This is a genomic window from Paucilactobacillus nenjiangensis, from assembly GCF_008632615.1.
GTDB classification, from domain to species: domain Bacteria; phylum Bacillota; class Bacilli; order Lactobacillales; family Lactobacillaceae; genus Paucilactobacillus; species Paucilactobacillus nenjiangensis.
Map to the genome: position 1 here is coordinate 2,077,683 of NZ_CP043939.1, position 16,518 is coordinate 2,094,200.

22 protein-coding genes and 2 other annotated features are annotated in these 16,518 nt (G+C 38.7%); of the genes, 8 read left to right on the forward strand and 14 right to left on the reverse strand.

Going from position 1 to position 16,518, the window contains the following annotated elements; genetic code table 11:
- Positions 1-178 precede the first annotated feature (178 nt).
- The 4 genes from F0161_RS10540 to F0161_RS11460 form a co-directional block, all read right to left on the reverse strand.
- Positions 179-1,015: a MetQ/NlpA family ABC transporter substrate-binding protein gene (locus F0161_RS10540; protein WP_150204546.1), complete on the reverse strand. Its 837-nt coding sequence runs from the start codon at positions 1,013-1,015 to the stop codon at positions 179-181.
- Between the two features lie 250 nt (positions 1,016-1,265).
- Positions 1,266-1,524 (reverse strand) — a binding site (T-box leader).
- A 56-nt stretch (positions 1,525-1,580) separates the two neighbouring features.
- Positions 1,581-2,063: a VOC family protein gene (locus tag F0161_RS10545; protein WP_150204547.1), complete on the reverse strand. Its 483-nt coding sequence runs from the start codon at positions 2,061-2,063 to the stop codon at positions 1,581-1,583.
- 120 nt (positions 2,064-2,183) lie between these two features.
- A complete protein-coding gene (locus F0161_RS10550; protein ID WP_150204548.1) occupies positions 2,184-3,275 on the reverse strand; it encodes an iron-containing alcohol dehydrogenase family protein in 1,092 nt (363 codons plus the stop codon).
- Positions 3,276-3,527: 252 nt separating this feature from the next.
- Positions 3,528-3,926, reverse strand: coding sequence for an LPXTG cell wall anchor domain-containing protein (locus F0161_RS11460; RefSeq protein ID WP_190318869.1), 399 nt, complete (start codon positions 3,924-3,926; stop codon positions 3,528-3,530).
- A gap of 52 nt (positions 3,927-3,978) precedes the next feature.
- Between F0161_RS11460 and F0161_RS11465 the strand changes: the two genes are divergently transcribed.
- Positions 3,979-4,497 (forward strand): hypothetical protein, encoded by a 519-nt coding sequence (locus tag F0161_RS11465; protein WP_190318870.1) that lies wholly within the window; start codon positions 3,979-3,981, stop codon positions 4,495-4,497.
- A 132-nt stretch (positions 4,498-4,629) separates the two neighbouring features.
- Complete coding sequence (locus tag F0161_RS11470) at positions 4,630-4,998, forward strand: hypothetical protein (protein ID WP_190318871.1); 369 nt, start codon at positions 4,630-4,632, stop codon at positions 4,996-4,998.
- A 115-nt stretch (positions 4,999-5,113) separates the two neighbouring features.
- On the opposite strand, the gene F0161_RS10560 is transcribed toward F0161_RS11470, so the two are convergent.
- Positions 5,114-5,365 (reverse strand): hypothetical protein, encoded by a 252-nt coding sequence (locus tag F0161_RS10560; RefSeq protein WP_150204550.1) that lies wholly within the window; start codon positions 5,363-5,365, stop codon positions 5,114-5,116.
- 55 nt (positions 5,366-5,420) lie between these two features.
- Between F0161_RS10560 and F0161_RS11760 the strand changes: the two genes are divergently transcribed.
- The 4 genes from F0161_RS11760 to F0161_RS10575 are packed head-to-tail and all read left to right on the forward strand — an operon-like array spanning position 5,421 to position 7,440.
- On the forward strand, positions 5,421-5,672 hold the full coding sequence (locus tag F0161_RS11760; protein ID WP_002816285.1) for an IS3 family transposase: 252 nt from the start codon (positions 5,421-5,423) through the stop codon (positions 5,670-5,672).
- 53 nt (positions 5,673-5,725) lie between these two features.
- Positions 5,726-5,953 (forward strand): IS3 family transposase, encoded by a 228-nt coding sequence (locus tag F0161_RS11765; RefSeq protein WP_263862623.1) that lies wholly within the window; start codon positions 5,726-5,728, stop codon positions 5,951-5,953.
- 6 nt (positions 5,954-5,959) lie between these two features.
- Positions 5,960-6,568, forward strand: a complete 609-nt coding sequence (locus tag F0161_RS10570; protein WP_225423260.1) for an IS3 family transposase — start codon at positions 5,960-5,962, stop codon at positions 6,566-6,568.
- Positions 6,569-6,627: 59 nt separating this feature from the next.
- The gene (locus F0161_RS10575; RefSeq protein WP_150204551.1) at positions 6,628-7,440 is read left to right on the forward strand and encodes a mucin-binding protein; all 813 of its coding nucleotides are present in this window, start codon (positions 6,628-6,630) and stop codon (positions 7,438-7,440) included.
- 154 nt (positions 7,441-7,594) lie between these two features.
- Here the strand turns inward: F0161_RS10575 and F0161_RS11475 are convergent, their stop codons facing one another.
- The 9 genes from F0161_RS11475 to F0161_RS11615 form a co-directional block, all read right to left on the reverse strand.
- Complete coding sequence (locus F0161_RS11475; protein WP_170175904.1) at positions 7,595-7,747, reverse strand: hypothetical protein; 153 nt, start codon at positions 7,745-7,747, stop codon at positions 7,595-7,597.
- A 58-nt stretch (positions 7,748-7,805) separates the two neighbouring features.
- Positions 7,806-8,660, reverse strand: coding sequence for a transporter substrate-binding domain-containing protein (locus F0161_RS10580; RefSeq protein ID WP_137601428.1), 855 nt, complete (start codon positions 8,658-8,660; stop codon positions 7,806-7,808).
- 283 nt (positions 8,661-8,943) lie between these two features.
- Positions 8,944-9,681 (reverse strand): amino acid ABC transporter ATP-binding protein, encoded by a 738-nt coding sequence (locus F0161_RS10585; RefSeq protein WP_137601427.1) that lies wholly within the window; start codon positions 9,679-9,681, stop codon positions 8,944-8,946.
- Entirely contained in the window at positions 9,674-10,363 is a 690-nt protein-coding gene (locus F0161_RS10590; protein WP_137601426.1) for an amino acid ABC transporter permease, read from the reverse strand. The genes F0161_RS10585 and F0161_RS10590 overlap by 8 nt, the downstream gene beginning before the upstream one ends.
- Positions 10,344-11,003: an amino acid ABC transporter permease gene (locus F0161_RS10595; protein ID WP_150204552.1), complete on the reverse strand. Its 660-nt coding sequence runs from the start codon at positions 11,001-11,003 to the stop codon at positions 10,344-10,346. Before F0161_RS10595 ends, F0161_RS10590 begins: the two co-directional genes overlap by 20 nt.
- A gap of 109 nt (positions 11,004-11,112) precedes the next feature.
- Positions 11,113-12,411, reverse strand: coding sequence for an O-acetylhomoserine aminocarboxypropyltransferase/cysteine synthase family protein (locus tag F0161_RS10600; protein WP_150204553.1), 1,299 nt, complete (start codon positions 12,409-12,411; stop codon positions 11,113-11,115).
- A gap of 55 nt (positions 12,412-12,466) precedes the next feature.
- Positions 12,467-13,651: a trans-sulfuration enzyme family protein gene (locus tag F0161_RS10605; RefSeq protein WP_150204554.1), complete on the reverse strand. Its 1,185-nt coding sequence runs from the start codon at positions 13,649-13,651 to the stop codon at positions 12,467-12,469.
- A gap of 78 nt (positions 13,652-13,729) precedes the next feature.
- Positions 13,730-14,000, reverse strand: a binding site (T-box leader).
- A 78-nt stretch (positions 14,001-14,078) separates the two neighbouring features.
- Positions 14,079-14,837, reverse strand: a complete 759-nt coding sequence (locus F0161_RS10610) for an amino acid ABC transporter ATP-binding protein (protein ID WP_137601421.1) — start codon at positions 14,835-14,837, stop codon at positions 14,079-14,081.
- Entirely contained in the window at positions 14,834-15,121 is a 288-nt protein-coding gene (locus F0161_RS11615; protein WP_225423126.1) for a hypothetical protein, read from the reverse strand. The genes F0161_RS10610 and F0161_RS11615 overlap by 4 nt, the downstream gene beginning before the upstream one ends.
- 123 nt (positions 15,122-15,244) lie before the next feature.
- On the opposite strand from F0161_RS11615, the gene F0161_RS10620 reads away from it, so the two are divergent.
- On the forward strand, positions 15,245-15,532 hold the full coding sequence (locus tag F0161_RS10620) for a transposase (protein WP_150204555.1): 288 nt from the start codon (positions 15,245-15,247) through the stop codon (positions 15,530-15,532).
- 23 nt (positions 15,533-15,555) lie between these two features.
- Positions 15,556-16,434: an IS3 family transposase gene (locus F0161_RS10625; protein ID WP_150204556.1), complete on the forward strand. Its 879-nt coding sequence runs from the start codon at positions 15,556-15,558 to the stop codon at positions 16,432-16,434.
- Positions 16,435-16,518: the final 84 nt, after the last annotated feature.

The following is a 16,518-nucleotide window of genomic DNA, read 5'->3' on the forward strand; positions in this document are numbered from 1 at the left end:
TATCTTTAATCCGGCTTCCCAACCCAACTCACTCCGTCTAACTTAAATATTTATCGACCTCTTCGATTTTTATAATATTTTTCGTTATACTCGTAAGCTGTTCGGCTTGCTAAAAATCGCAACCATTCATCAATCTAGGCTAGAAGCTCTCAAATTGCCCGATTTTTGAATCACTATATTATTTACCCGCAATCACAACTGAGCCGCCAAATGTCTTAGTGATGTAGTTTTTGATTGTTTGTGAGTGGTAATATTTGTCGAGTTGTTTAACAACCTTATCGTCTTTGTGACCTGACTTAACAACAAAGATATTTGGATATGGATTGTTAGTTAATTTTTCGTGATAAATGGCGTTACCTTTGATAGTGAGGCCAGCTGAGTATGCATAGTTCGTGTTAATGGCAGCGGCGGTAACTTCGCCAAGTTGCTTAGGTAATTGAGCAGCATCCAATTCAACAATCTTCAAGTGCTTTGGATTTGATGCAATTGTGTTCTTGGTTGCATTTTGTCCAACACCCTTTTTAATCTTCAACACACCGGCTTTTTGGAATAGTTCCAAGGCACGAGTTTCGTTGGCTGGATCATTAGGAACGGCAATTGAATCGCCATCCTTCAAGTCATCCAAGTTCTTTAATGTGTTTGAGTAGATACCCATTGGGAAGGCCACTGTTTCAAAAGCATTATCAAACTTGTAGCTCTTAGCTTTTTCTTGTGCTTTCAAGAATGGAATCGTTTGGTAACTGTTGGCGTCCAAATCACCTGAGCTCAAGGCTGAGTTAGGCGTATTGTAATCTGAGAACACCTTGATCTTAATTTTTAAGCCATCTTTTGCAGCTAATTTTTTCACTTGTTGTGCAATTTGTTCATGTGGTCCACCGGTAACACCAATTGTGATTGATTTAGTGCTTAGTTCGTCACTTTTTGATGATTTACCACAACCTGCTAATGCTCCCAAAGTAATAAATGCGACCGCTGATAAAACAGCTAAACGTTTAAATAATTTTCCTTTTGACATATACAATTCCTCCAAATAATTTTTAAGTTAATGACCTACTGTGATGAAGATGTTCCTAGTTAAATAAAATGAGTGCTGGTTCGAGCTGGATTGAGTAAACGTGCTCTTCGACTCAATTCATTCCGGTTAACCCAGATAATTAGATTTCCAAGAACGAAATCATTAATTATCTACGTTAATCCTCGTGAATTATCCGAGTCGAATCGCACTCTCTCCACAAAAAAATAGCCCGTCCTACTTAAATAAATAAGTAAAGGACGAGCTAATACTCGTGGTACCACCTTAATTTGTCACTTTCTCACAAAAGTAACCTCGGTAAGTCGCAAAAGATGACGTCTCATCAATTATGACCTGGTATCGGTAACGAGCACCACTTCGGTACTGACTTAGCTTAACCTCATCAGCACTAACATTGGAGACCATCTTCAATTCATCGTCTAGCTTCCTTTCACCAACCGAAAGCTCTCTACATAGACTCAAGAATTTACTCATCTCTTCATCACGTTCTAATTAACTATTAATTTGATAAGTCCAATTTTAATCAACCTTTAATGTAATGTCAACACTAAAATGTCATTTTTGCCAAATTGAAGTTACTTTGCACAAAGAAAGCGTATTTGATGACTAACATTTCATTATCGTCAAACTCCCAATCTGGTCCGAACGCTAATTCCCAATAATATCCATCTGGATCAGTAAAGTAGCCACTGTACCCGCCCCAATCAGCATGCTTCGGCTCCTTAATCATCTTCCCTCCAGCTTGAATAACTAGTTGAAACATTTCATCAACTTCGGCTTCCGACTTGCTATTAACCGCTAAAGTAATGCCATAAAAGCTGTCGTTACTTAATGCCGGTGGGTTTACTTCATTAATATCTTTTGCTAAATCATTAATTGAAAATAATTCTAACTTGCTACCCTGATTATTAAAAAATACGATTGGTGGCTGATCTCCTTTTTCAAACGTCTGAAATCCAATGGCTTTATAAAAAGCTAATGAACGTTTCATATCGTGTACCCCAACACAAATAATGTTAATTCGATTCATCCTATTATCCTCATTTCAATTTATTAACGTCATTATACAAGTTTTATTACCACGAAAGTTAATAAAAACGCCTCTGACGATTGGGATCGTCAGGGACGTTTGTTAAAGTTTATTTTTTGTCTAAGCTGTTTGTTTAGCGACTACTTCCATTTTAAGCATGGCGACTTTAACTAGTTGTGCACTAACTTCCATTGGCATGAAGTGAATCATTTTTTCTTCTGTCGTTGCCTCAGTAGCCAAAGCATCAATATCTTCATCGCTAAAATCAGGTAAGTTTAATTCAGCAAAATTTGTTGGAACGCCCATTTCACGGAACATTGGTAGCAGTTCATTAAATGAATCTAGCTTATCTTCCATCATTAGAAGCACCAAAATTCCATAGCCAACTTTTTCACCATGCAACAGGTTACCCGTTTGAGGATATAGCGTCAAAGCATCATGAACTGAGTGGGCACCCGTAGCGCGGCCATATTCATCGCCCCAACCACCAACAGTTCCAGCAGTCACAATAATAGTTTCAGCGACATTACGCCAACGATGCGTTAATTCACCATTCTTCATATCTTCAATGGCACCAAGACCATCGCGTAACAGTACTTCTTTACAGTTGATAGCATTCTGACGAGACATCATCAGAGCTACCGTAAATTCTTCTGGTTTTAAATTATCAAAAATCAGTTCTGATTCATAGAATTTAGCTAGGGTATCTGCAATTCCCGCCACAAAATAATTAATTGGTGAATTGAGGATTACTTTAGGATTCAAAAGCATCAAGTTGGCAGTTTCTTTATAGATTTGATGATCGATATGTTCACCATTTTCCTTATAGTGAACGCTCAAAGCTGACCAAGGGGCACAGTTACTGGCCAAGGTTGGCATCAGAACAAGGTACAAGTGTGTACCAGTAGTTGCACTCTTGGCAGTATCCAAAACTTTTCCGCCACCAAGGCCAATCACCATTTGAACATCGTTTTCTTTGGCAATTGCTTTGATTCGATCAATCTCATCATATGAACATTCACCACCAAATGGGACATCCGTCACATCAAAGCTTTTCGATAAGTCTGGTAAATATGGTGCAGCGGCTGCTAATGACTTTTCACCATGTAAGAATAACACGCGTTTAACCCCGAGTTCTTCCGCAAAAGTTAGTAAGACGTCATACGCCTCGTTATCAGAAATATATCGTTGTGGTCCACTTTGTGACATCATAATTGATCGTCCCCTTTTCTATGTGTACTTAAAATAAATTACTATGTCTAATTAAAGATATAAGAACAATTTTAGCACCATCAACTTAATTTTTCAAATCAAATTTTAATCTTGCTTTAATAATCTAAAGGCATTTACACGATGAACTTTAGATAATCAAATGCACGCAAAAAGCCCTAAGAATTGGAACTTTTCTTAGGACTTCTCTTGCATAGGCCACCAGACTAAATCAAAATTCAGAAACTAATCAAATTAGATTTGATTTTCATCATTTCGACGTCTGAGTTTAATACCCATAAGTGCGAGCATCATAAGCATACTTGCTCCAATAGCCATTAATTCAGCTTGTTGTTCATCACCGGTTTGTGGCAACTTACTGTTTGCCTTAGCTCTATTAGCAGCTGAGAGTGCTTCAATGGCACTGAGCTTGCTTGCAGAACCTGATGCAGAAGCTGAAACTAAAGTACTTAATGATTGTGCTACTGAGTCAGAGGTACTCTTAGAACGTGATTCACTGACATCCTCAGCTTGTTGAGTAGATTCTGAAGTAACTCGACCGAGTGATTCGGAATCTGACTTAGAAGCTGAAACTGATTGTGAATTTGCCGCAGATGTTGATAATGAATCTGAAATTGATGCAGAGTCAGACAATGATGTCACCTTAGATAATGATTCTTGGTCTGACTGATCAGCAGATGTTGACTTGCTTTGTGATTCTGAAGTTGAAATTGAGTCTGAATTTGAAACAGATTCAATTTGTGATGGATTCAATGATGGTTGCTTCTCAATTGATTCACTCTTCGATGTTGAAGCTGAATCTGATAATGAGTATGCAGCTGATAATGAACCGGACTTCGATACACTAGCTGAAGTGGATGCTGATGCTGATGTTGATAATGAGTATGCAGCTGATAATGAACCGGACTTCGATACACTAGCTGAAGTGGATGCTGATGCTGATGTTGATAATGAAGTGCTCTTCGACGTTGAAGCTGAAGCTGAAGCACTCTTAGACGATAACAATGAGCTCGACTTAGATGAACTTGCTGACTTCGAAGCTGATTCAGAGGCGGCGTCTGATTCTACACTAGATCCAGATGAAGCGCCATCCAATGACTTAGAACGTGAAGTTGATGCAGATACTGATTGCGAAGTTGCCAATGACTCTGAAAGTGATTTGCTTGTTGAAGCAGATGCAGATTCAAGGTTCTCTTCAGATTGACTATCTGAATTTGACTTCGATTGACTATCTGAAACTGAGTCGTCATCAGATTCTGAAATTGATCCTGATGTACTTGCAGAACCACTTGTTGATGCAGCAGATTTACTTGCTGACGCTGAAGTTGATTCTGATGTGCTTTCAGAAGAATCTTCTGAAAGACTCGTTGATGTCGATGCCGATAAACTAGCATGGAGTGAAGCATCAGTTGAATCAGATTGTGCGTTCTTCAATGAAAGTGACTTCGATGTTGAAGCAGATGTTGACTTGCTCAATGAAGTAGATTCTGAAATGGCATTTGATTCAGAAGCTGATGTTGACTTCGTAGCTAACGCGTCATCAACATTTGAGTTTGAGTCAGAAGCTTTCTTAGATGCAGACTTCGACATTGATTCAGATTCAGTAATCGATGCAGATACTGATGCAGCTTCTTCTACTGTCAATGGTGCATTGATTGATTCAGATCTTGCTCGACTTGCAGATGCACTACCAGATCTTGATTGAACAGCTGAAAGTGACTTGCTGATCGATGTTGATGTTGATAATGAAGTAGATGTCGAAGCACTTGTAGATGTTGATGCTGACTTCGATGCACTGATTGAAGAAGAATCAGCTCTCTCTAATGACAACGAATCTGATTTAGATCAGAAACGGAATCAGAAGAACTCATTGATGCTGAGACTGAATCTGAAAGACTTGCAGAAGTTGACTCAGATTGAACTTCAGAAATTGAATCTACAGTTGACTTGCTTGCAGAGGCGGATTGGCTCTCATAATCTGATGAATCTTCGATGACATATACCGGATTGTCATCAACTTGTTCAATAAATGAAGCTTGTACTGATTGGATGTAAGCTGATTCCTGAGACAACTTTTAAGAGAGGGTATAATGAATAAATCATCTCTCAAAAGGAAGGAATTTTTACATGCCAACTCGTTACGACAAAGAATTCAAACAAAACATTATCAACCTATATAAGCAAGGAGAATCAGCTGCCCAACTGGCCAGAGAATATGGCATTGGCTATTCAACAGTTCATAAGTGGATCCAGGGCCAGGCCAAAACTCAATCCGGTAAATCGCCAGACGAAATCAAAGCGATGGAAAAGCGACTGGCTTCGCTGTCTGAGGAGAACGAAATCCTAAAAAAAGCCCTGGGCTTCCTTGCGCAGAAGTAACCAATATCTTTGATTACATTCACCAAGAAAGCCATCACCACCAGGTAACCAAGATGTGCCAAATCCTCGGTGTTTCCAGAGCTCAGTATTATCGTTATCGATCCCCCAAACCTTCAAAACGCCGGGCCGAAGATGCGGGCTTGAAACAACGGATTCTGCGGATCTTTGCGGAATTTAAGCAGCGATACGATGTTATGAAGATCCACCATGAATTGAATCTGGAACTTCAACCACTGCAGCTTCGGTGCAGTCCACGACGGATTTCCCGGCTCATGAAGTAACTGGATATCCACTCCGTTACCGTCAATAAGTGGAAAGCGGCTTCGGCTTCCAAAACCAAGGTTGAACAGCGTCCCAACTTGCTTAAGCAGGATTTCTCGACCACTGGTTTAAATCAAAAATGGACCGCTGATATGACCTATATTCAAACGAAGCGTAATGGCTGGTGTTACTTATCAACCATCATGGACCTGCACTCACGACGGATTATCGGTTATTCGTTCTCAAAAAAGATGGATACTGATTTAGTCTTAAAGACCCTTGAAAGCGCGGTTAAAAATCGAACCATTACTGGGGACCTGATTATCCATACGGATTTAGGATCACAGTATACCAGCGATGATTACAATCAACGTTTAACTGAGCTACATATCCGCCACTCATACAGCCGTAAGGGCTGTCCGTATGATAATGCGCCAATGGAATCCTTTCACGCTTCCCTCAAAAAGGAATGTGTTTATCCAGTGCCGGTCTTTGAAGATTATGAAACTGCCGCTGCCGTCCTTTTTGAATATGTGCATGCTTTCTACAATAGGAAGAGAATTCATAGTTCACTGGGCTACCAGACCCCCTTACAAGTTGAAATTGCAACACTTACGAGCCAAATGGCCGCCTGATTTAATGCTTTCCAGGGTTCAAATAAGTTATTAATCGCGATTAATGATTTATTTGAGCTGTGGAAGGTAAACGCGGTTCTGAATGTCTCTTAAAATCTGTCTCAAATATTGACTTCAATCCAACTTCAACGGATGCCGTTACTGGTACAAAAACTACCACCCCAACTACTGATTCATTAGGGCATCAAGCCAATCCCGTTCTGACAGGATATACGGTTACTTCGAATCCCACTGAAGCAACCACTGATCAAACTGTTAAAAATGGCGACACTAATGTTGATATAACTGTTGTTTACACTAAAAATGCACCAACAGTAACTACTAATACAATCACTAAAACAGTGCATTATGTTGATGCTGATGGCAACAAATTGGCTGAAGATTATATCAGTTCTGTCATGTTCAATACTTCTACTGATGCTTTGATTGGCGATACCACTACTACTCCAAGTTCAGATACACTTAGTCATCAAGAAAATCCGACGATTGAAGGTTACACTTTGACAACTAATCCTGCAGAAGCTACCACTGATCAAATTGTTACAAGTGGTGATGCCAACGTTGATGTAACTGTCGTTTACACAAAAGATCAACCAGCGAAGGTCACTAAAACAGACGCCTTATCGAATACTCAAGATGAAGTAGTCAAGGAAGCTAGCGAAACAGTAAAACCTGTAACTGTTGTCTCCAATACAGATACTGTTAAATCAGAGCAATCTAAGAATCAGCCAGTTTTAACTACGACCAACAAACAGTCATTACCACAAACAAATGAAAAAGGATCTTCAATAATTATGATTGCGGGTGTAGCTTTACTGATGTTCGCCCTCTCAATCCTAGGTATTGAAACCAAGAAATCGCGTAAAAATTAATCAAATTCATTCCCCAATTTGATTAAATCCTCAAACACCAACAAAATAAGCCACCCACACAAAGCTGATAAAGTTGTGTAGGTGGCCTATTTAATTTGTAATGATATTCGCTAGAATAACCATGAACATTTAATCAATTACTTAAATTTCGTAATCATCTCAGCGTTGTTAACTTAATTTCTTCATTGAATAACAGGTTAATTGCCAATTGATCATCAGCAGATAACGGTTCAACATTTTCGCCATAGGTACTGTCAGCCACATACAAACTGGCTTGCTTAAAGTAATTCAATAGTTTTTGTAACATATTGATATCCTCCGGTCTGAAATTAAATTAATTTTCCACAGTAGGTATTTTCATCATTCTATTTACTAAAATCATAGTCCTTTGCCAAGACAATGTCACTAGCCTTGATGTCTGAACCAAAGTATTGTTTCAAGTTATTCTTGTAGTCTGTTTCAAAGAAACCATCTTTAGTTAACTTCTTAACTTCTTTGTTGGTCCAGTTCAACAGACTAGTATTGCCCTTCTTGATACCTGGTGCAATGTATTGGCTAGGTCCAAGAGTCTTGATTCCAACTTCATAGTTCTTGTGGTTCTTAACCCAGGCGAATAAGTATGAGTTGTCGTCTGCCAAGGCGGAAGCACGGCCATTTTTTAAAGCATTAAATTGTTGTGTCTTTGAATCATATTTTTGAACAGTGATATTCTTCTTGCTTTCAAAATAAGTTTCAGCAGTTGTTCCTTTGTTAACAATCAGTTTCTTACCATTCAATTGGCTTTCCTTGGTAATTGGATTACTCTTCTTTGAGACAACCCCAATGGCAACCTTCATGTATGGGTTAGCAAAATCAATGACTTGTTTCCGTTCATCAGTCACCGTAAAGTTAGCAAGCACAATATCAACTTTGTTTGAATTCAAAGCGTCCACACGGCTATCAGCATTAACTTGTACGTATTTAACTTTAACGCCTAAATCTTTACCGATTTGTTTAGCCAGAGCGATATCGTAACCTTTACGAGTTCCTGCTTTATTAACCCAACCGTATGGTGGTAAATCACCAAATACAGCTACTTTAATAGTTCCGCGTTTCTTGATGGCACTGACTGATGAATTGTTCGTATCAGCATGTGCGGTAGCAGTTGCGGCGGGTAAAACTGAAATCAACGTGAACGCCGTCGCGATTGCTAGAACGAACTTAAATAATTTTTTCTTCATTTGTAATTCCTCCAAAGGTTTTCAATGATTAATGATGTTGCTAGTTTACTAAATACAAAATTATCACTCAATTGCTTACACTTTGAGAGTTCTTAAATGAGACACTCAAAGCAGATATGACTAATAGTGGAGATACACACACTGTTCTTAATCGTGCTCATCTCCACAAACAGTTCGCCTAACTTAATTATCAATTTTCCAAACTACGGAATATCAATAATTTTCGTTGGTAACTCGCTGTCTGAACGTGGAGATTCACACACTGTTTGAAATCACGTACTATTTAGAAATCCATGCTTTCCAAAAATTCTTTAGCACGATCAGTTTGTGGGTTATCAAAGAATTGCGACCCACTGGACTCTTCAACAATTGAGCCGTTTTCCAAAAACAGTACTTTATCTGCAATTTGTTTGGCAAAATTCATTTCATGAGTCACGACAATCATGGTCATATCTTGTTTGGCTAACCCTAAGATAACTTCCAGCACCCCGCGGACCATTTCAGGATCGAGCGAAGCCGTTACCTCATCAAACAACATGAATTCAGGATTCAGAGTCAACGCCCGCACAATCGCAATTCGTTGCTTCTGACCGCCAGACAATTGACGAGGATATGTATCCTTATAATCCGCCAAATCGACTGTTTCTAATAAATCAGTGGCCTGTTTAACCACTTCATCACGATTACGTTTCTGGACCTTTAAAGGTCCTAATAAGATATTATCTAAAACCGTTAGGTTAGGAAACAGTTCATAACTTTGGAATACCATGCCAATTTTTTGACGAATTGGGAGCCACGCTTTAAATTTCGAATCAATAACTTGTCCATCAAATTCGATTTGCCCAGCTTGGAAATCTTCCAGCCCATTCAAAGTTCGAATGAGTGTACTTTTACCCGAGCCAGAAGGACCCAATAACACGGTCACACTACCTTTATCTACCGTGAAATTAATATCCTTCAACGCTTGCTTTTCCCCATAGTTTTTACTGAGGTGGTTGACCGCTAGTAATTGCTCAGCCATTTTGAATTGCTGCCTCCTTTCGTGCCATATGTTTTTCCCATAGCGATAATGGATAACATAGGATGAAATATAAAATAAAAATCAAGCCATAGACCCAAAATGCACCATTTTGATACTGTTGTTGGTTGGCTTCAATGATTTGCTGTCCCACGTTAATCACGTCCATCACAGAAATCAGCAGGAGCAATGATGTCGTTTTGATGACCCGACTCGTTAGATTAATCGTCGCTGGAATCATCAGCTTCAATGACTGCGGCAACGTTATGTATCTAAATAACTGGACAGGATTTAACCCAATTGCTTTGCCAGCATCTGTTTGATGCTTAGGTACTGAAATGAGCCCGCTACGAACAATGTCACTCATTTCGGCAGCCATCCACAACGCGAAGACCAAGGTTGCCACAACTTCAGCACTTAAATTCAAATTGAAGTTTTTCGGTAAAATATAATAGAACAAAAATAACAAAACAACCGTTGGTACAATCCGGAAAAACTCCAAATAAATTCTTAATATGAAGCGCACAATCCGGCTTTTAGTCGTTCGCAATGCACCTAAGATAATTCCGAGAATCGCTCCCAGAATAATCGCGACAAACGCAATTTCTGCTGAAACCAACAGGCCGTGCAACAAACGCACGAAATTAGATCCTTCAAAAAATATATTAATTCCCGAATGCGACACGACGAGTCCTCCTTTCGAGCCAAGTCAACAAGATGGAAAGTGGAATCAAGATAATAGCGTACGCTATTACCAAGATAAACAGGGACTCATCGGTATGATAATACATCCCAATTTGGTCCAGTGCTGTATTGGTCAACTCCGGAATCGCAATTACTGTAAAGATTGACGTTTCCTTAATCAGAAAAATCACGTTGGCAGCAATTGCTGGAATACTAGTTAGAATTCCCTGCGGTAAAATCACATAACGAGCCAATTGAGCATTCGACAGCCCAATCGCCTTCCCGTTTTCCACCTGAATTTTTTCCACTCCATTGAAGCCACCAAGAAACGCTTCAGCCATGTAGCTTCCACCTAACAGTGTTAATCCGACTACTCCACTAACTTCTGCGGAAATTTTGAACCCAACTTCGGGTAACGCATAGTAGATAAAGAACAGCTGAATCAGCAATGGCGTATTGCGAAAAAGTTCAATATAAATATAACCAATTCTTTTAGCCACTGGAACTTTAAAATATGAAATTAAACTGACAATAATGCCCACAATTATTGATCCGATAATTCCATACAACGACAGCCGTAATGTAATCCAAAATGCTTTTGCAAATATCGGAATACTTTGTTGGATAACTATCCAACTCATGACTTCACCTCCTTTAATCATTTAATACTAATCAAGTGTAATGTACCACGACGCTACACGCAAACTATCATTCCCATGAGTTGATAATTTGTCAAAATAGTTACTAGAGCTAACTAAATGCCTTTGTAATGGCTGTGTCCAAATCATTAATCAAATCATCAACATCTTCCAATCCAATCGATAAACGAATCGTTTGATTGTTCAATTGGTGCTTCGAACGAATAGCTTGTGGTACTTCACGATGAGTTGTTCTTCCTGGATTAACAATTAAAGATTTCGCATCCCCAATGTTGGGTAAGTAACTAAAAATTTGTACGTTATCAATTAACTTGGCAATATTTGTTTCATCACCTTTAAGTTCAAACGATAAAATTGACCCAACGCCCTTTGGAAAATACTTCGCAACTAACGGATTGCTTGCCTCCGTACCTGAGTAAAATAATGATTCAACATGCTCGTTGCTCTCTAAGAACTTAGCGATGGCGACAGTACTGGCGACCTGCTTATTAAGTCGTTCCGAAATTGTTTCTAAACCTAGTAGGACAAAATATGCATCGGTTGGCCCTAACACCGAGCCTAGTAAGCGGACAAATTTTGATCTAATCCGATTAATGAACGCCGCATTCCCGAATTTAGAAAGATAACTATTTTTTTCACCTGACTCTTCATCCCCCAAGATGAATTCGTCTTCTTCAAATTGTGGAAACTTTCCATTGGCCCAATCAAAATTTCCATGATCAACTATCAAGCCAGACAAGGCATTCCCGTGTCCGTTGATTCCCTTGGTGGAAGAATAAAAATCGATATCAGCTCCATGTTCAAATGGTCGTAACAAATATGGAGTGGGGAAAGTATTATCCACAATCAATGGAATTTTGGCTGCATGTGCAATTTTAGCTAGTTCTTCTAAATCAGAAATTTCTGTACTAGGATTTGCAACGCTTTCCACATAAATTGCTTTAGTGTCTTCTTGAATTAATGATTTGATGGTCGCAAAGTCATTGACGTCGTCGACTAAATCAAAATTAATTCCATACTTTGGAAAGAAGTTTCTAAATTCATCTAAGCTAGAACCATAGATATTGGTTGGTGCAATTACTCGTCCACCGCCTTCGGCCACATTTAGAATGGTAAATGAGATAGCCGACATGCCAGAGCCTACCGCGACTGCATCAATACCGCCCTCCAAGGCAGCAATTCGTTGTTCTAACACGTGAACGGTTGGATTGCCGTCCCGGGAATAATCAAAACGGTCGGGTAATTTACCGGCCACAATTTGATTCGCTACATCTGTATTTGATAATCCAAACGCTGCCGTTTGGTAAATTGGAACTGACGAAGCAAACTGATGCTCTTCTGGTTTATAACCTGCATGAACTCTTAATGTATCAAAACTATCTTTTGCCAAAATATTTCACTCCGTTTTCTATGTTTATAAAAGTAGATTGCGCATCCACATTTAATTAAATTGCGTCACGATTAATTGATTGCACGTTGTTTGACTTAGTTGCAATGGTTAGTGATTGTTGAATATCGCCTAATAAGTCTTCAACATCTTCAATTCCGACGGACAATCGAACAAGTTGTGGGGTAATCCCAGCCGCTAAACGTTCCTCTGGCGGTAGCTCTGCATGGCTCATTTCATAAGGTAATTCAGCTAAGCTTTCAACGGCTCCCAAACTGACCGCTAGGCGAATTAATTGTAAGTTGTTAACAAACTCTGTGGCATCTACGTCCTCATTCAATTCAAATGACAGCACTCCACCGAAACCATCATTTTCTTGTGAAGCAATTTCATAATCACGCGTACCTTTAATCCCTGGATAATGAATCGTATCAACCTGACCAGATTCATTTAGGAAATCGATAATTTTACACGCATTTTCTTGTTGTCGATCCATCCGGATTGATAATGTTTGAATGCCGCGACGAACCAAATTGGCATTCTCTGGTGACAGCACACCACCTAAGGCATTTTGTACAAAATAGATTTGTTTACCAATCGTTTCATTTTTAGTCACGACCAAGCCAGCGATTACATCAGAATGTCCACCAAGGTATTTAGTTGCTGAATGAACGACAATATCTGCACCTAAATCAAGTGGTTGTTGTAAGTATGGTGTCAAAAAGGTGTTATCGACAATTGTTAATAAATCATGTGCTTGCGCAATATTGGCAATTGCCCGAACACTGGTCACTTGAAGCAATGGATTAGTGACGGGTTCAAAGTAAATTGCTTTAGTATTGTCTTGGATTGCTGCTTCCACTTCAGCATTCACTTTGGTGTCAACCGAAGTAAATTCAATGCCGCGAACCTCAAAATATTCTTTAATCAAACGATACGTACCACCATAAATTTGATTACCAATAATGATATGATCACCAGGTTCAAAAATTGATAATGCAGCGTGGATAGCTGCCATTCCTGAGGCAAATGCATAACCATTTGATCCATGTTCTAGTGAAGCAATTTGTTTTTCTAAATATTCACGCGTTGGATTACCTGAACGGGAATAATCCCAACGTACTTTGCCGTTAATTTCAGGATAGACATAAGTCGAAGAATTATAGACAGGCATATTAACTGCACCTGTTTGATTATCATTAATTTTTTCGCCGTGAATTAGTCGTGTATTAAAGCCTGCCATATTAAATTCCTCCAATTTTTAAAATTATTATTTATTCGTTTAAAAACAAAAAAAGCACTCCATCCCTATCTATCTCTAGACAAGGACGGAAGTGCTTTCCGTGTTACCACCTTTGTTTAAATAACCCTCGCGGATTATTCCTCTTTGGGTACTTAAATACAGTTCAATTCAGTACTTACTATAAGCGCATACCCCAACTCTATAACGGGAGTTCCCGTCATTGCTTTACTTGCGCTCAGCAACGAACTGCATTTAAGACCATCTTCGGTCATTCTCTATTATCGTCTTCCACCAACGACGACTCTCTTGGAATAGTATCCTGACGTACTCATCTTTGCACGTTTTTAATATGTTGAGACTATTATTAAATATTGGTGAGAAAATATCAATAGTTTTTAATATAATTCAGAGTACAAAATATTATTACTTACTTCGTAACTAAACTTTTACGATTATATCTTTGTAGAAATTGTTTGGTTCGTTCGTTTTTTGAATTGTTAAACACTTGATCTGGAGTACCATCTTCAATTATTTTACCATCGTCAAAGAAAATGACTCTCGTCGCAACATCCTGAATAAATGATAATTCGTGAGAAATAATAACGACGGTTTGATCTTCATTTTTCTCTATTACTTCCTTAATTGTAGATAATACCTCATCAACTAATTCTGTATCTAATGCAGAAGTTGGTTCATCAAGTAGTAAGGTATTTGCATGCATTGCTAATGCTCTAGCAATCCCGACACGTTGTTTTTGCCCACCAGATAATTGACTTGGGTACTTATTAATATGTTCGGTTAAGTTAACATTTTCAATTTCATCTTTAGCAATTTTCTCTGCTTCCGTTCTCTTTAAATGCTTGACCGTTATTAACCCCTCTGTCACATTATCTAAAACATTTTTTTGCCTAAATAAATTAAATTGTTGAAATACCATACTCGAGTTTTGTCTGAATTGAATTTTATCTTTTACGCTAACTTTGGGTGCGACATAAGTATCATCACCAATTGTTATTTTGCCTTCATCTGGTAATTCTAACAGATTAAGGCATCGTAATAGCGTTGACTTCCCAGCACCGGATGGTCCAATTATGCCAACAACTTCACCCGTTGCAATTTCCAAATTAAAATCTTGAAAGATAGTTTGTCGGTTATACTTTTTTGTCAAATTTTCGATTTTTATCATCGCGCTACCTCACCGCTTACAATACTTTTCTTATTTCTAACAAACGGATTAAATAATCTGCTATCTTGAACCGTGTCTAATCCTAATTCGGCAGCTCTTTCAAAAATTGTTAATCTATTTTCTAATACCTTCAAGATGCGTTCTGTAATAATCGTCAAAATCCAATAGATAATTGACAAAGATAAATAAATTTCGAAGTATCGGTAATTACTACCAGCAATAATTTGTCCTTCCGCTGTTAAATCGACCACTGATGCCACAAATGCTAATGATGTGTTTTTCATTAACCCAATGAAAGCATTGCCTAATGTTGGTAGCGCAACAACTGGGCCTAGAATAAAAAGTGTACAAGTTAAATAGAGACTCTGATTTAGTATAATTAAGGAAGTAAATTGGAGGATCAAATAATGACGAAGCACAGTTATGACAAGGAATTTAAGGAACAGGCCGTTCAGTATTACTTAGATAACAAGGATCACATAACCATGAATGAAATAATTAAGAATCTAGGTATTGGGGCTAGTACATTACATAAATGGATTAAGCTGTTTACTGAGACTGGGGAGTTTGGCCGTGGCTCTGGTAATTTTGCCAGCGATAAGGACAAGGAGATTGCACGACTAAAGCGTCAACTTCGTGACGCTGAAGGAGCGATCGAAGTGTTAAAAAAATCAATCGGGATTCTGAGCAAGTAACTACCGAAAAGGTATACCAAGAAATGGACGTTCAGCACGCTTTGGAATCCCACCCTTCCATCAATGGTATGTGTGATTATGTTGGAATCTCAAGAAGGGGTTACTATCAACGAGAAAAGCGTCATAATCACCAATCACCGCGAAAGCTTCGGAAGAAGTTTATTCAAGGTGAAATTAAAGCAATTTGGCTCAAAAGCCTTTGTATTTACGGTGCCGGCAAAATCACCCAAGAACTTCGCTCAAAAGGATATAAGATCGCTGAACGAACTGTTGGTAAGTATATGCGTGAACTTGGCATTCACGCCGTTTACCTAACCCCTTGGACGACTACCACTCGCAATTCTAAGTTTGATAAACAGCTAATAAATATTTTAGACGAGCAGTTCAATCCATTGCGACCAAACGCCGTTTGGTGCATTGACACCACTTATATTCCAGTTCATGACGGATTCGTTTATTTAACCAGTATTATGGACTTGTACTCCAGACGGATCATTGGTTGGGACTTATCTGAAACCTTGGAGGTATCGAATGTCATCCCACTTATTGAAAAGACTAAGCACAGTCGCCATATTAGCAAGCCATTAATCATGCACAGTGATCGTGGTAGTCAGTTTACGTCTGAAGCTTACAATCAAGCTACAGCTAACATGACATTAAGCTATTCAAAGAAAGCTTATCCTTGGGATAATGCCTGCATTGAGTCGTTTCATGCCTTGATTAAGCGTGAATGGATAAATCGGTTTAAAATCCATTCATACTCCGAAGCTAAACGACTAGTTTTTCAGTACATTGAAACGTTTTACAACACAGTTAGAATTCACAGTCACTGTGGATTCAAATCACCAAAGCAACTTGAAGATGAGTATCAAACTCAAATTCAAAATTTAGTCGTGGCATAGGACAAAAAAGTCTCTATTTAAATTGTCTATTTTATTGACAGGGGACCAGTCTAACTGGAAGCTCGACTGTGAAACTGCATTTAA